Raw genomic sequence first — 14011 nt, 5'->3', positions numbered from 1 at the left:
TCAGGAGCGCGCACCGTGACGGCCCGCACCGGCGGCGAACCGTTGTGCGCCGTCCAAGGCTCCGTCGGCCAGCGCCTTCAGGCCGTGTCGGTACTCGTTGAGCAGTGCGGCCTCTTCGTCCATACCGTCCTGCTCCAGCAGCGACATGCGGTCCGAGCGCAGGCAGGTCTGCGGCAGTGCGGCCAGTTCGGCGGCGAGTTGTTCGGCGGCAGTGCGGGATTCGCCATTCGGCACCACCCGATTGATCAGCCCGATCTGCAATGCCTCCGTGGCGGCGACGGCACGACCGGTGAGCACCATATCCATCGCGCGCCCGGTGCCGATGATGCGCGGCAACCGAATCGTGCCGCCATCGATCAGCGGCACACCCCAGCGGCGACAGAACACGCCGAAGGTGCTGTCCTGCTCGGCAACTCGCATATCGCACCACAGCGCCAACTCCAGTCCGCCCGCGACCGCGTATCCGGAAATCGCGGCGACCACCGGTTTGGACAGCCGCATCCGGGTCGGACCCATCGGACCGTCACCGTCCTCGGTGACCCGATTGGAGCGCTCGGTGCCGAGCGCCTTCAGGTCCGCGCCCGCGCAGAAGGTGCCGCCGTCGCCCCACAGCACGGCGACCGCCGCATCCGGATCGGCATCGAATTCGCGGAATGCGTCGACCAGGGCCGCGGCGGTCGGACCGTCGACGGCATTGCGTGCCTGGGGGCGGTGCAGGATCACGGTGGTCACGGGCCCGTTGCGTTCGATTCGCACAGTCACGATGACGACCATACGCCGTCAGAAGTACCCTTGTGTGAAGAAATGAATTTGTGGTTCACTTCTTGTATGGCCTACCGCAGAACCCCTGCTGTGCAGGCCCGCCTCGATGCCCAGGCGGGCCTGATCGTGCAGGCAGCGACCAAGGTGCTGTCCCGCGCGGGCTATGCCGGACTGTCCATGGCGGCCGTTGCCGCCGAGGCGGGCGTGGCCACCGGAACGGTCTACAAGAACTTCAGTGGCAAGGCCGACTTGGTGAGCGCGGTATTCCGGAAGGTGGTCGCGCACGAAGTGGCCGCAGTGGTTACCGCAAGCGGCTCGGGAACGGCCGTCGAGCGGGTGACCGCGGCAGTGGAAACCTTCGCCGGCCGTGCGCTGAAGAATCCGAAACTCGCCTACGTCCTGCTCGTCGAACCCGTCGATACCGTGGTCGATGCCGAGCGTCTGCGCTTCCGACGCGCCTTTGCCGAAGCGTTCGAATCCGCTGTCGCGAAGGGTGTTTCGCGCGGGGAATTGCCCGCGCAGGATGCCAAGACCAGCGCGGCCGCGCTCGTCGGCGCGATCGGCGAGGTCCTGGTCGGCCCGCTGGCCGATGCCCCGCACAGCGAATCCGTTGTGCCCGAACTCATCAGTTTCGCGTTACGCGCACTCGGTGTGCGCGAAGAATCCGACTCAGGAGTGTCCGATGCCGACGCATGAAGTCTTCAACCAGGTTCCCGACATCGTGCCCTTCGATGTCGCGCAGAACCCGGCCCTGCTCGAGGGACTGCACCGCGAGGGCGCAGGCTGGGCCGAATCGGAAGTGCGCGAACTCGGCAGGCTCGCAGGCGGATTCGATGCTCAGGAGTGGGGCCGCCTCGCCAACGAATACCCGCCCGTCCTGCATACGCACGACCGCTACGGCAACCGCATCGATGAGGTCGAATTCCATCCGTACTGGCACGAGCTGATGAAAGTCGCTGTCGCGCACGGACTCCACGGCTCGCCCTGGCTCGACGACCGGCCCGGCACCCATGCCGCCCGCGCGGCCAAGTTCTACACCTGGGGTGTCGCCGACGCCGGGCATATGTGTCCGATCTCGATGACCTACGCCGTCGTGCCCGCATTGCGCCACAATCCGGAACTCGCGGCCAGGTACGAACCGCTACTCGGTTCCCGCACTTACGATTTCGGCCTGCGTCAACCGTCGACCAAGGCCGGTCTCATCGCGGGCATGTCGATGACCGAGAAGCAGGGCGGCTCCGACGTCCGCGCCAACACCACCACCGCCACACCGCAACCCGATGGCAGCTACCGCATCGTCGGCCACAAGTGGTTCACCTCGGCGCCCATGTCGGACATGTTCCTCACCCTGGCTCAGGCGCCCGGCGGTCTGTCCTGCTTCCTGCTGCCGCGCGTCCTTCCGGACGACACCCGCAACCCCATCCGAATCCAACGCCTCAAGGACAAGCTCGGCAACAAGTCGAATGCGTCCTCGGAGATCGAATACGAGAATGCCACCGGCTGGCTGGTCGGCGCAGAAGGGGCCGGCGTCAAGACCATCATCGAAATGGTCAATATGACCCGCCTGGACTGCGTCATCGGCTCCGCCACCGGCATGCGTGTCGGCGCCGTCTACGCCGCGCATCACGCGCGGCACCGAGAAGCGTTCGGGGCCAAGCTGATCGACCAACCCGCGATGCGCAATGTGCTCGCCGACCTGGTGATCGAATCCGATGCCGCCACCACGGTGATGATGCGCCTGGCCGGTGCGACCGACCGCGCGAGCACCGACCCCGCCGAGGCCGCGCTGCGCCGAATCGCGTTGGCGGTCACCAAGTATTGGGTCTGCAAGCGTGCTCCCGCGCATGCGGCCGAGGCCCTGGAATGCTTCGGCGGCAATGGTTATGCCGAGGAATCCGGTATGCCGCGCCTCTACCGTGAGGCCCCGCTCATGTCCATCTGGGAAGGCTCCGGCAATGTGGCGGCGCTGGATGCCTTGCGCGCCATGGGCCGTCAGCCCGAAACGGTGGAGGCCTTCTTCAACGAAGTCTCGCTGGCCTCTGGTGCCGACCCTCGACTCGACGATGCCATCGCCCGCCTCGGCAAGGAACTTTCCGACCTCGACGAAATCGAATACCGCGCCCGCCGCGTCGTCGAACTCATGGCCCTGGTCCTGCAGGGCGCGCAACTCGTCCGGCACGGCCACCCCGCGGTCGCCGACGCCTTCTGCGCCACCCGCCTCGGCGACGACTGGGGCATCGCCTTCGGCACCCTCCCCACCGGCGTGAACACCACCGACATCATCGCGCGCGCCCTCACCTGACCCGGCCGCTCGCGTCAGCGCGCGAGCGAACCAGGCTGGGTGCGCCATTGCCGAGGTGACAGATCGTTGTTGCGCCGGAACAAGCGGGTGAAGTAGCCCGCGTCCGGGATCCCGACCCGCCGGGCGATCTCACCGACCGGCAGATTCGTCTCGGCCAGCAAACGGCGCGCCTCGGTCATCCGACGCTCGGTGATCCACGCCTGCACCGTGCGCCCGGTGCGGCGGCGCACCACGGTGGTCAGATGTCCCGGCGTCATGCCGACCGCATCCGCCACATCGCGTAGCGACAGCGGTGCGGTGTGTCGCTGGTCGATCACGTCGAACACCTCGGCGAGCAGTGGTTCGCCGCTGCGCCGCAGATCGCCCACCACATCGGCGGCCAACCGCGCGAGGTCGATGAGCAGTAGTGTCAGATGTGCCGACGCGGCCTGCCGATATCCCTCCTGCCGCTGTGCCAGCTCGGCATCAATGGCGGCAATCGCATTGTCCCACAACGGTCTTCGTTCCACGGGGACAGTCAACTCCAGCACCCCACCCGAATGCTCGTGCAGGAATGGAAACAGCAACGGATGCGCTCGCCACGCGGGCCATGGCGCGCGTCCGGCATCGCCGAGCATCGCGGGATCGAAGAACACCCCGACCGCGCCTTCGAACTCATGCGGTGGCGCCGCCTCGATCACCTGACCTGCCGCGACGACGTACACCACACCGGCGGACCGGACGTAGAGCAATACCGGAAAGTTGTGAATATGCGGGCGGTGCCCGAGTTCGGCATGACGATCGAAGCGCAGCAGCGACACCGGCGGCGTGACCTGATCACTGCGATAGTCGTACACCGGAACACCGCGGCGGTGCCGCACCACCCGGGTAGCCTCGGTCATGACACCGAAAATAGTCCAAATTCGGCCGATAATCACCCAATTATCGAGCTGGATCTGCGAGCACCATGAGAATCATGACCAAAGATCATCCACATTCGGTACTCAAAGCCATGGGCAACCAGCACGACTACCTGCCCGCAGCGGGTCGCGACGCACTGCTGCCCACCTACGATCTGCTCACCCGCCTGCTCGGCATGTACAAACTCCACGAAACCCTCGTCGCGCAGGCCGAACTCGAACCTGGTCAGCGCGTACTGGAAATCGGCTGTGGCACAGGTAATCTCACGTTGCGGGCCAAACGAACCCAACCTGCGGCAGAGGTTATCGGCTCCGATCCCGACCCGCTCGCACTCGCCCGCGCCGAGCGAAAAGCGAACGGCCTGAACGGAATCCGCTTCGAACGCGCCTACGCCCAGGAACTGCCCTATCCGGATAAAGAATTCGACCGCATCCTGTCATCGATGATGCTGCACCACCTCGAAACCGACATCAAAACCGCCGCACTGGCCGAAGCGCTGCGCGTTCTGCGTCCTGGCGGCAGCCTGCACATCCTCGATATCGGCGGCGAGGTGACTCCGGACGACGGCCTGATGGCCCGGCTGCTGCTGCACAACCACCATGCCCACGACAACCTCGGCGACGGCATCCCCCAACTCCTGCGCACCGTGGGCTTCGACTGCACCGTGGTCGCCTCCCAACGTCACCGTCGTCTGGGTCGCGTCACCTTCTATCGGGGCACCCGCCCGAACTAGCCGAGGCGCTGGAGCACCCGCTCGACCAGCGCCGTATCGCAATGCTCGATGACCTCTGTGAGCCGACCATCCGCGAGATCCGGAAAATGAAACATTGACGTCCTCCCCGGCCTAAAGGTCGGAGATTCCTGCCAGAACCCGAGGGTTCTCTTGGTGGGTTCCTGTTTCATCGGCCTGCGCCGGAACGGGTTCCGGTCTTACCTGGCCTCCACAGGCGTTTTGCCTCTCCGCCCGTCCGGCGGCGAGGATATTGATGGCGGCATTGAGGTCACGGTCGTGCACCGCACCGCACACACACGTCCATTCACGAATATTCAAGGGCTTCGGCCCGCTCACCACGCCACAGACCGAGCACAGCCGCGACGACGGGAAGAACCTGTTCACCTTGCCGAAGTGCCGCCCACAGCGGGCGGCCTTCTCCCGCAGCAGGCGAACGAATAAGCCCCACCCCGCATCGTGAACGGATTTCGCCAGTTTGGTCCGCGCGAGCCCTGTGACGCACAGGTCTTCCACGTACACCGCTTGGTTTTCGCGGATAATCGTCGTGGAATGCTTGTGCGCCCAGTCCCTACGCGTGGCGGCGACTTTGGCGTGCGCCGCGGCGAACTTCACGCGGGCCTTCGCCCGGTTGTTGCTGCCCTTCTGTTTTCGCGAGAGTGCTTGCTGCGCCTTTCGGAGTCGTCGCTCAGCACGCCGGAAAAACCTCGGTGACTCGATCACCGTGCCGTCCGACAGGACCGCAAACGTGGAAAGCCCCAGGTCGATACCGACTTCGGTGCCCACCGTGGGCAACGGTTCGTCGTCGACCTGCACCACGAACGACGCGAAATAGCGTCCCGCCGCATCCTTGATCACAGTGACCGACGACGGATCCGATGGCAATGTCCGCGACCAGCGCACCGCCACATCCCCGATCTTCGGTAGCCGCAGCTTCCCGCTGGAGGTGACCATGAAACACGCATTGCGTGTGAACCGGATCGCCTGCCGGTTGTCCTTGCGGGACCGGTAGCGAGGTGGGCCAACTTTTGCGCCCCCACGCTTGCCGGTGACCGACTGAAAGAAGTTGCGATAAGCAGTATTCAGATCCGCCAACGCCTGCTGCAGCACCACCGACGACACCTCGGCCAGCCAAGCCCGCTGCGCGGTCTTCTTCGACTCGGTCAGCGCTTTCGACAGCGCGGCGTCGGTAGGGTACGCACGACCAGCGGCGCGCGCATCCTGCCGCGCACGTAGAGCATCGTTGAACACCACCCTGGCACACCCGAACGTCCGAGCCAGAGCGACCACCTGTGCAGGTGTCGGGTATAGCCGGAAGTTGTACCGCAACTGCACACAGCCACGATAGGCCGACTTGCCCAGCCACACTCGCAAATTAGCGGCGCGGGCACGCAGGCTGAGTACTGTGATTTCGATGACACGGACTTCCGTCGAAATGCCGTTGCGCTCGCTGGTCGAGCACCTTCGGATCCGGGCGGCGGGGTGCGCCCGACGGTACGTGCTCGGCATCACCGGTCCGCCGGGTGCGGGTAAATCCACGCTCTCCAAGGCCATTCGTGATGATCTGAACAACCGATCCGGTGCTCGAATCGCCGAGATCGCGCCGATGGACGGTTTCCACCTGCCCAACGCCGTACTGCGCGCGACGGCGAATCTGGAGCGCAAGGGCGAACCGCACACCTTCGACGTGACCGCCTTCGTGGAAACCCTGCGCCGCCTACGCGATACCCCACTCGGCGAGCCGGTGCCGTGGCCGACCTTCGACCGGGCCGTCGAGGAACCGACCCCGGCCGGTGTCGTCTTCGATCGGCAGGAGATCGCCATCACCGAGGGCAACTACCTGCTGCTGTCCGAGGGCGCCTGGTCAGGCGTCCGCGAATTCCTCGACGAGGTCTGGTACCTGGACGTGGCCCGCGAGGTGCTCGAACAACGCCTGCTGCGCCGCCACATTCGCGGCGGCCGCACCCCTGACGCCGCGAAAATCAAGGTATACGACAGTGATCTACCCAATGCCGATCTGATCGCAGATACCAGGCACGGAGCCGACCTCGTCCTGCGTCAGCGCGGCGGTCGCTACTACACCGAGGGGTGATGTGCGCCGCGTCGCCGAATCACGCTGGAGGTGACATGATCTCGCTCGACAAATCGTGTCGAGGCAGCCGGGAGCAAGCGGGATGTGGGAGTACGAATACAGCGCGGAGACTGCGGTCGCACCGGAGGCGCTGTGGCGGTGCTGGTCGGATGTGGAGTCCTGGCCCGAATGGAACGAGGGGCTCGACGAGATCGAAATCGACGGCCCGTTCGAGGTCGGCACCTCGTTCACCATGACGCTCCCCGGCGGCGACATCGTGCGCATGCGCCTGGTGGAGATCGAACCCGGCGAACTGTTCACCGATGAAATGGACGGCGGCGATTTCACCGTCGTCACCGAGCACCGCCTGGAGCCGGTGGGCGAGGGGTGGACCCGCGTCGTCTACCGGACCGAGATCATCGGCGACGCCGCCGATACCGTCGGCCCCGAAATCGGTCCGGAGATCACCGCCGACTTCCCGGAGGTCGTCGCCGCCCTGATCAAGACGGCGCAAGCGCTGGGCTGAGACTCAGCGGTTGTCGCGATACCAGCCGATCAGGGCGTCGGTGGACGAGTCCCCTTGCGACTGTGGCTCTTCCGGAGACGTCAGCAAGGGGGCCAGCGCGAGCGCCTGCTGCTTGCCGAGTTCCACGCCCCACTGGTCGAAGCTGTCGATGCCCCAGATGGTGCCCTCGACGAATACCTGATGCTCGTAGAGCGCGATCAACTGGCCGACCACCGAGGGGGTGAGTTGCGGCGCGAGGATTGTCGTGCTCGGCCGATTGCCCGGCATCACCTTGTGCGGCACTACCTTCGGATCGGTGCCCTCGGCCGCGATCTCCTCGGCAGTCTTGCCGAAGGCGAGCACCTTGGTCTGCGCGAACAGGTTGCTCATCAGGATGTCGTGCATGCTGCCGGTGCCGTCGATAGTGGGCAGATCAGCGGTGGGCTGGGCGAATCCGATGAAATCGGCCGGAATCAGCCGGGTGCCCTGGTGCAGCAACTGGTAGAAGGCGTGCTGGCCGTTGGTTCCCGGTTCGCCCCAGAAGATTTCGCCGGTCGAGGTGGTCACCGGGGTGCCGTCGGCGCGGACCGATTTGCCGTTGGACTCCATGGTCAGCTGCTGCAGATAGGCCGGAAAGCGCGACAGATCGTTCGAATAGGGCAGCACCGCACGCGATTCCGCGCCGAAGAAGTTCGAGTACCAGATGCCGAGCAGGCCGAGCAGTACCGGAGCGTTGCGGTCCAGCGGCTCGGTTGCGAAATGCCGGTCGACGGCGTGCATTCCGGCCAAGAATTCGGCGAAGCGCTCCTTGCCGATTGTCGCCATCACCGAAAGCCCGATCGCCGAATCCACCGAATAGCGACCGCCGACCCAATCCCAGAAGCCGAACATATTCGCGGTGTCGATGCCGAATTCGGCGACCCGCTCGGCATTCGTCGAGACGGCCACGAAATGCTTGGCGACGGCGTCCTCGCCGAGCGCGGCGACCAGCCAGCGCCGGGCGGCGGTGGCATTGGTCAACGTCTCCAGCGTCGAAAACGTCTTGGAGGCAACGATGAACAGCGTGCCGGCCGGATCGAGTCCGTCGAGCTTCGCGAGCAGATCGGCCGGGTCGACATTCGAGACGAATCGGGCGCCGATCCCGGCATCGGCATAGTGCCGCAGCGCGCGGTGCACCATATCCGGGCCGAGATCCGAACCGCCGATGCCGATATTCACCACGGTCTTGATGCGCTCGCCGGTCGCGCCGCGCCACGCACCGGAGCGCACCGCGTCGGTGAATTCGCCCATCCGCCGCAGCACCTCGTGCACCTCGGCGCCCGCATCCACGCCGTCCACGATGACCGATTCGCCCTCGGGCAGGCGCAGCGCGACATGTTCGACCGCACGGTCCTCCGAGGTGTTGATGTGGTCGCCGCGGTACATCGCGTCGCGCCGTTCGGCCAGCCCGGCCTCATCCGCCAATTCGACCAGCAGATGCAGGGTTTCCCGGGTGACGCGGTGCTTGCTGTAGTCGATGTGCAGGTCCCCGACCTGGACGATCAGCTCGCGGCCGCGGTCGGGATCCTCGGCGAAGAATTCACGCAGGTGTCGTCCGGCGACGGCGGCATGGTGCTCGTGCAGTTTCCGCCAGGCCGCCGATGCGGTGATGTCGCTGCTCACGTCCGCGAGGTTACAAGCACTCGATCGGGCGCGCAGGCAGGGACCGCATACTTTCGCCGATGTTGTCCTGACGGCTACCCGTGGCGATCATTCGCGTGTCGCTCGGACGGGGGTGCAGCCCGCTCGAATAGGTCGGCGAATTTCGGATCGATGAGTCGAGGGTGATGCGCGAGCGCGCGGCTTAGGCTGGGGTACATGGTGTCCGAACGCGAAGTACTCCAATCCGTGCCGACGCAGCTGTGGATCGGCGGTCCCGTCGACGCCACCGGGGGCGGCACCTTCCCGGTGCACAATCCGGCCGACGGGCAGGTGCTGGCCGAAGTCGCCGACGCCACGCCGGAAGATGCCGTGCGCGCGCTCGACGCGGCCGTCGCGGTGCAGGCCGAATGGGCCGCGACACCGTCGCGGGAGCGCGGCGAGATCCTGCGCCGGGTTTTCGACCAGCTGACCGTGCGCGCCGAGGAATTCGCGCTGCTGATGACGCTGGAGATGGGCAAGGCGCTGCCGGAAAGCCGCAACGAGGTGCGCTACGGCGCCGAATTCTTCCGCTGGTTCAGCGAGGAAGCTGTGCGGGTGCACGGGCGCTACTTGCACGCGCCCTCTGGCACCGGGCGGATCATGGTGCACAAACAGCCGGTCGGGCCGTGTCTGGCCATCACGCCGTGGAACTTCCCGCTCGCCATGGGCACCCGCAAGATCGGACCCGCACTGGCCGCGGGCTGCACGATGATCGTCAAGCCCGCGTCGGCCACACCGCTGACGATGTTGGCGCTGGCCAAGCTGTGCAGTGAGGCGGGGCTGCCGGACGGGGTGCTCTCGGTGATCACCTCCAGCCGTTCCGGCGCTGTCACCCAGCCGCTGCTCGACGATCCACGCTTGCGCAAACTCACCTTCACCGGGTCCACCGAGGTCGGCAAGAAGCTGGTGGAGAAGTCGGCGAACGGACTGCTGCGCACCTCGATGGAACTCGGCGGCAACGCACCGTTCGTGGTCTTCGACGATGCCGATATCGATGCCGCCGTCCAGGGCGCGATGCTGGCCAAACTGCGCAATGGCGGCGAGGCGTGCACCGCGGCCAACCGCTTCCACGTGCAGAACGGCGTGCTCGAGGAGTTCACCACCAAACTCGTCGAGGCGATGTCGAATACGGTCACCCTCGGACCAGGCACCGATCCGAACACCACACTCGGCCCGCTGATCAACGAGGAGCAGCTCGATACCGTCAGCGAACTCGTCGATGACGCGGTGGCGGTCGGCGCGCAGGTCCGCCTCGGTGGCAAGGCGCCCGGCGGCCCCGGCTGGTTCTATCCCGCGACCATCCTCAGCGAGGTACCCGCGAATGCTCGGATCTTGCGCGAGGAGGTCTTCGGCCCCGTCGCCCCCATCGTCGGCTTCGACACCGAGGAGGAGGGCCTCGCCGCCGCCAACAACACCGAATTCGGCCTGGTGAGCTACGTTTACACCCGCGATCTCGACCGCGCCCTGCGCATCGCCGAGGGCATCGAATCCGGCATGGTCGGCATCAACCGCGGCGTAATTTCCGATCCCGCAGCACCTTTCGGTGGCGTCAAGGCCTCCGGCTTCGGCCGCGAAGGCGGTATCGAGGGTATCGAGGAGTACTTGTCCACCAAGTACATCGCCCTGACCTGACCCGCAGACATGAAACGACCGCCCCGGGGTGAAATACACCCGGGGCGGCCTTGTGGAAGGCGGCGATCTTGCGAACGCCGCGTGGTCCGATCGGTCCGCTGGTGGCGGCCGGAAACTGTCAGTGGCCGAGTCGGCCGCGACCGAGGCGCAGCAGCAGCATGGCGAGGGTGTGACCCTCTTGGCCGAGTTCGCTGAAGCGCTCGAGCACCTTCATCTCACGACTGTGTACGAGGCGGGGGCCGCCGGAGGCCATGCGCGTGCGACCGATGATCCGGGAGATCTCGGAGCGGCGCTTGACGGCGGCCAGGATTTCCGCGTCGAGCTGGTCGATCTCCTTGCGGAGCTTGTCGATCTCGGCCTCGGTGTGGGGCAGAGCCGAATCGGACCCGGTCGTGGCGGGGGTGCTCATCATTCATCTCCTCGTGTCAGAACATGGATCGGCCGGTGAGCCGAGCTCGTTACCGATCGGTTCTTTCACCGTGTAAAACAAACCTGGTAGGTCTTGCAATCCTCCCCCAGGCAGCGCGTTCAGGTACAAAGCCCGCGGTCACGATATCCGGCGGTCAGCCGAATCGGATACTTCGCGGCGGTCGCGCAGGTCATGTAGGCCAGTCTGCCACGGGGCCGAAGCAATGCAAAACACCTCATTTTGTGAATCTCCCGAGTAAGGCTTGCACGTTGCGACGCCCGTGTCGACCCGGGGCGGTTCACCTGCCGTTCGCTGAACGGACACCGATGTCGACCGGGACTTCATCTCTGTCGGTGCCCGCCGGTAGCGTGGATGGGCGATGGACATCACGGTGGCTCCCAAGACGCAGGCCGGGCGGACTCGGCACCAGGATTCAGCCCAGAAACCGCAGGTCGACGCTGCTCGCACCGAGGAGATGGGCGAGTCTGCCGTGCCAACCGCTGCGGGGGTCCCGCATCCGGCCGTCGATGATGCGTCGCGGCGTGTCGTGGACGACAAGCACCGTGTCGAACAAGAAAAGCGTCGCGCCGAACGTGAGCAACGTCGCGCGGAGGAGGCCGAGCGGCTGCTCGACGGTCTCAACCCGCAGCAGCGCGCCGCGGTCGTGCACACCGGTGCGCCGCTGCTGATCGTCGCGGGCGCGGGTTCGGGCAAGACCGCCGTGCTCACCCGGCGGATCGCCTACTTGCTGGCTGCTCGGGGCGTAACCCCTGGTCAGGTTCTGGCCATCACCTTCACCAATAAGGCCGCCGCCGAAATGCGCGAGCGAGTGAGCGGGCTGGTCGGCCCGCGCGCGAACAACATGTGGGTCTCGACCTTCCACTCCAGCTGCGTTCGCATCCTGCGCATGCAGGCCGCGCTGCTGCCCGGCCTGAATTCCAATTTCTCCATCTACGACGCCGACGATTCCCGGCGGTTGCTCACCATGATCAGCCGCGACTTCGATATCGACGTCAAGAAATATTCGGCGCGGTTGCTGGCCACCGCCATCTCGAATTTGAAGAACGAGCTCATCGGGCCGGAGCAGGCCACCGCCGATGCCGAAACCGACGAAACCGAACTGCCCCGGCTCGTCGCCCGCGTGTACACCGAATATCAGCGCCGGTTGCGTTCGGCGAACGCACTCGACTTCGACGATCTGATCGGCGAAACGGTGGCGCTGCTGCAGAACCATCCGCAGGTCGCCGAGTACTACCGTCGCCGGTTCCGGCATGTGCTGGTCGACGAGTACCAGGACACCAACCACGCCCAATACATCCTGGTTCGCGAGTTGGTCGGGCATCACGCGCAAGCGCAGGCCGAAGACGCGGTCGAGCCGAGCGAACTGTGCGTCGTCGGTGACGCGGACCAGTCCATCTACGCCTTCCGCGGCGCGACCATCCGCAATATCGAGGAATTCGAACGCGACTTCCCGGATGCGGAAACCATTCTGCTGGAACAGAACTACCGCTCCACCCAGAACATTCTGTCCGCGGCGAACGCGGTGATTTCGCGCAATGAGAAGCGCCGGGACAAGCGGCTGTGGACCGATTCCGGTGAGGGCGATCTGATCACCGGCTACGTCGCCGACAACGAGCACGACGAGGCCTCGTTCGTGGCGCGCGAGATCGACCGGCTGGTGGACGCGGGCGATGCCAACTACAGCGATGTCGCGGTCTTCTACCGCACCAACAACAACTCCCGCGCGCTGGAAGAAATCTTCATTCGCATGGGACTGCCGTACAAGGTGGTCGGCGGCGTGCGCTTCTACGAGCGCAAGGAGGTGCGCGATATCGTCGCGTATCTGCGCGTGCTCGACAATCCGGAGGACACGGTGAGCCTGCGCCGCATCCTCAACACCCCGCGCCGCGGCATCGGCGACCGGGCCGAGGCCTGCGTGGCGGTACATGCCGAACAGCGCGGCATCGGTTTCGCCGAGGCACTGCGCGATGCGGCCGATGGCAAAGTGGCACTGCTGAATACGCGGGCGCAGCGCGCGATCGCCGGATTCCTCGACCTGCTCGAAGAGGTGCGGGCGGCCGGTGCGCAGGCGGATCAGGACTTCCCCGACCTCGGCAATATGGTCGAGGCGGTTCTCGATCGCACCGGCTACCGGGCCGAGTTGGAGGGCTCCGACGATCCCCAGGACGGTGCCCGGCTCGACAACCTCAACGAATTGGTGAGCGTCGCGCGGGAATTCAGCTCCGAGGCATACAACAATGCCGTGGCCGCCCGGGAAGAGGGACTGGTGCCGGAGGTGGCCGAGGGCGAACCCGACCCAGGCTCGCTCGCCGCCTTCCTGGAACGCGTGTCGCTGGTGGCCGATAGCGATCAGCTGCCCGAGGAGGGCACCGGCGTGGTCACCATGATGACGCTGCACACCGCCAAGGGACTGGAATTCCCGGTGGTCTTCGTGACCGGCTGGGAGGACGGGCAGTTCCCGCATATGCGCGCACTCGGCGATCCGACCGAACTGGCCGAGGAACGTCGCCTCGCCTACGTCGGCATCACCCGGGCGCGGCAACGGCTCTATGTCACCCGCGCGGTGGTGCGCTCCGGCTGGGGGCAGCCGGTCTCGAATCCGGAATCCCGATTCCTGCAAGAGATTCCGGCCCACCTCGTCGACTGGAAGCGATTGGAGCCGAAGGGTTCGCCACTCACCCGCGGCATCCGCCGCCGCGGCGACGACGACGGCCTGGAACACGACTGGACCCGCGACGGCTGGAATCAGCCGCGCCCGGGCGTCAGCGACCGCGCCCCACGCCGCCCCGCACCCGGCGGTGCAAGCCGCAACAATGCCAATCTCGTACTGGCGGTTGGCGATCGAGTCAGCGATGACAAGTACGGCCTCGGCCGCGTGGTAGCCGCCGACGGCTTCGGCCCCTTGGCGACCGTCACCATCGACTTCGGCACCGCAGGCAAGATCCGCCTCATCCCGCAATACAGCCGCACCCTGGTCAAGCTCTGATAGGGGCCTTGGC

Annotated in this window: 12 protein-coding genes; 7 read left to right on the top strand and 5 right to left on the bottom strand. The window is 65.9% G+C overall.

The annotated features are described in order from the left end of the window. Positions 1–774, bottom strand: a complete 774-nt coding sequence (locus ACFYOW_RS30255; protein WP_387293475.1) for a crotonase/enoyl-CoA hydratase family protein — start codon at positions 772–774, stop codon at positions 1–3. A gap of 54 nt (positions 775–828) precedes the next feature. On the opposite strand from ACFYOW_RS30255, the gene ACFYOW_RS30250 reads away from it, so the two are divergent. Both ACFYOW_RS30250 and ACFYOW_RS30245 read left to right on the top strand, forming a co-directional pair. Beyond that, positions 829–1458, top strand: a complete 630-nt coding sequence (locus ACFYOW_RS30250; RefSeq protein WP_387293474.1) for a TetR/AcrR family transcriptional regulator — start codon at positions 829–831, stop codon at positions 1456–1458. Further along, complete coding sequence (locus ACFYOW_RS30245; protein WP_387293473.1) at positions 1445–3064, top strand: acyl-CoA dehydrogenase family protein; 1620 nt, start codon at positions 1445–1447, stop codon at positions 3062–3064. The genes ACFYOW_RS30250 and ACFYOW_RS30245 overlap by 14 nt, the downstream gene beginning before the upstream one ends. 14 nt (positions 3065–3078) lie before the next feature. On the opposite strand, the gene ACFYOW_RS30240 is transcribed toward ACFYOW_RS30245, so the two are convergent. Then, positions 3079–3945 carry a helix-turn-helix transcriptional regulator gene (locus ACFYOW_RS30240; protein WP_387293472.1) on the bottom strand — a complete coding sequence of 289 codons (867 nt, stop codon included), beginning with the start codon at positions 3943–3945 and terminating at the stop codon, positions 3079–3081. Positions 3946–4019: 74 nt separating this feature from the next. Between ACFYOW_RS30240 and ACFYOW_RS30235 the strand changes: the two genes are divergently transcribed. Then, the gene (locus tag ACFYOW_RS30235; RefSeq protein WP_387293471.1) at positions 4020–4697 is read left to right on the top strand and encodes a class I SAM-dependent methyltransferase; all 678 of its coding nucleotides are present in this window, start codon (positions 4020–4022) and stop codon (positions 4695–4697) included. Between the two features lie 111 nt (positions 4698–4808). Here the strand turns inward: ACFYOW_RS30235 and ACFYOW_RS30230 are convergent, their stop codons facing one another. Continuing rightward, positions 4809–5984: an RNA-guided endonuclease InsQ/TnpB family protein gene (locus ACFYOW_RS30230; RefSeq protein WP_387293535.1), complete on the bottom strand. Its 1176-nt coding sequence runs from the start codon at positions 5982–5984 to the stop codon at positions 4809–4811. 124 nt (positions 5985–6108) lie between these two features. Between ACFYOW_RS30230 and ACFYOW_RS30225 the strand changes: the two genes are divergently transcribed. Together ACFYOW_RS30225 and ACFYOW_RS30220 are read left to right on the top strand one after the other, a co-directional pair. Continuing rightward, positions 6109–6786, top strand: coding sequence for a nucleoside/nucleotide kinase family protein (locus ACFYOW_RS30225; RefSeq protein ID WP_387293470.1), 678 nt, complete (start codon positions 6109–6111; stop codon positions 6784–6786). Between the two features lie 82 nt (positions 6787–6868). Continuing rightward, a complete protein-coding gene (locus tag ACFYOW_RS30220) occupies positions 6869–7291 on the top strand; it encodes an SRPBCC family protein (RefSeq protein WP_387293469.1) in 423 nt (140 codons plus the stop codon). Between the two features lie 3 nt (positions 7292–7294). Here the strand turns inward: ACFYOW_RS30220 and pgi are convergent, their stop codons facing one another. Beyond that, positions 7295–8932, bottom strand: coding sequence for a glucose-6-phosphate isomerase (gene pgi, locus ACFYOW_RS30215; RefSeq protein WP_387293468.1), 1638 nt, complete (start codon positions 8930–8932; stop codon positions 7295–7297). A 195-nt stretch (positions 8933–9127) separates the two neighbouring features. Here pgi and ACFYOW_RS30210 point away from each other — a divergent pair, with 195 nt between their 5' ends. Further along, positions 9128–10582, top strand: a complete 1455-nt coding sequence (locus ACFYOW_RS30210) for an NAD-dependent succinate-semialdehyde dehydrogenase (protein ID WP_387293467.1) — start codon at positions 9128–9130, stop codon at positions 10580–10582. Between the two features lie 118 nt (positions 10583–10700). Here the strand turns inward: ACFYOW_RS30210 and ACFYOW_RS30205 are convergent, their stop codons facing one another. Further along, on the bottom strand, positions 10701–10991 hold the full coding sequence (locus ACFYOW_RS30205; RefSeq protein WP_063036882.1) for a chorismate mutase: 291 nt from the start codon (positions 10989–10991) through the stop codon (positions 10701–10703). A gap of 379 nt (positions 10992–11370) precedes the next feature. Here ACFYOW_RS30205 and pcrA point away from each other — a divergent pair, with 379 nt between their 5' ends. Next, entirely contained in the window at positions 11371–13998 is a 2628-nt protein-coding gene (pcrA, locus tag ACFYOW_RS30200) for a DNA helicase PcrA (RefSeq protein ID WP_387293466.1), read from the top strand. Positions 13999–14011 lie beyond the last annotated feature (13 nt).

This window comes from Nocardia sp. NPDC006982 (assembly GCF_042869435.1).
Lineage (GTDB): Bacteria > Actinomycetota > Actinomycetes > Mycobacteriales > Mycobacteriaceae > Nocardia.
Note: the sequence above shows the minus strand (reverse complement) of the source record. Positions and strands in the feature narration are given on the sequence as shown.

Excerpts from the sequence above, each read along its gene's own strand:
- ACFYOW_RS30225 (WP_387293470.1), top strand. The coding sequence starts at position 6,109 with ATGACACGGACTTCCGTCGAAATGCCGTTGCGCTCGCTGGTCGAGCAC.
- ACFYOW_RS30250 (WP_387293474.1), top strand. The coding sequence starts at position 829 with ATGGCCTACCGCAGAACCCCTGCTGTGCAGGCCCGCCTCGATGCCCAG.
- ACFYOW_RS30255 (WP_387293475.1), bottom strand. The coding sequence starts at position 774 with ATGGTCGTCATCGTGACTGTGCGAATCGAACGCAACGGGCCCGTGACC.
- ACFYOW_RS30220 (WP_387293469.1), top strand. The coding sequence starts at position 6,869 with ATGTGGGAGTACGAATACAGCGCGGAGACTGCGGTCGCACCGGAGGCG.
- ACFYOW_RS30245 (WP_387293473.1), top strand. The coding sequence starts at position 1,445 with ATGCCGACGCATGAAGTCTTCAACCAGGTTCCCGACATCGTGCCCTTC.
- ACFYOW_RS30235 (WP_387293471.1), top strand. The coding sequence starts at position 4,020 with ATGACCAAAGATCATCCACATTCGGTACTCAAAGCCATGGGCAACCAG.
- ACFYOW_RS30205 (WP_063036882.1), bottom strand. The coding sequence starts at position 10,991 with ATGAGCACCCCCGCCACGACCGGGTCCGATTCGGCTCTGCCCCACACC.
- ACFYOW_RS30240 (WP_387293472.1), bottom strand. The coding sequence starts at position 3,945 with ATGACCGAGGCTACCCGGGTGGTGCGGCACCGCCGCGGTGTTCCGGTG.
- pcrA (WP_387293466.1), top strand. The coding sequence starts at position 11,371 with ATGGACATCACGGTGGCTCCCAAGACGCAGGCCGGGCGGACTCGGCAC.
- ACFYOW_RS30210 (WP_387293467.1), top strand. The coding sequence starts at position 9,128 with ATGGTGTCCGAACGCGAAGTACTCCAATCCGTGCCGACGCAGCTGTGG.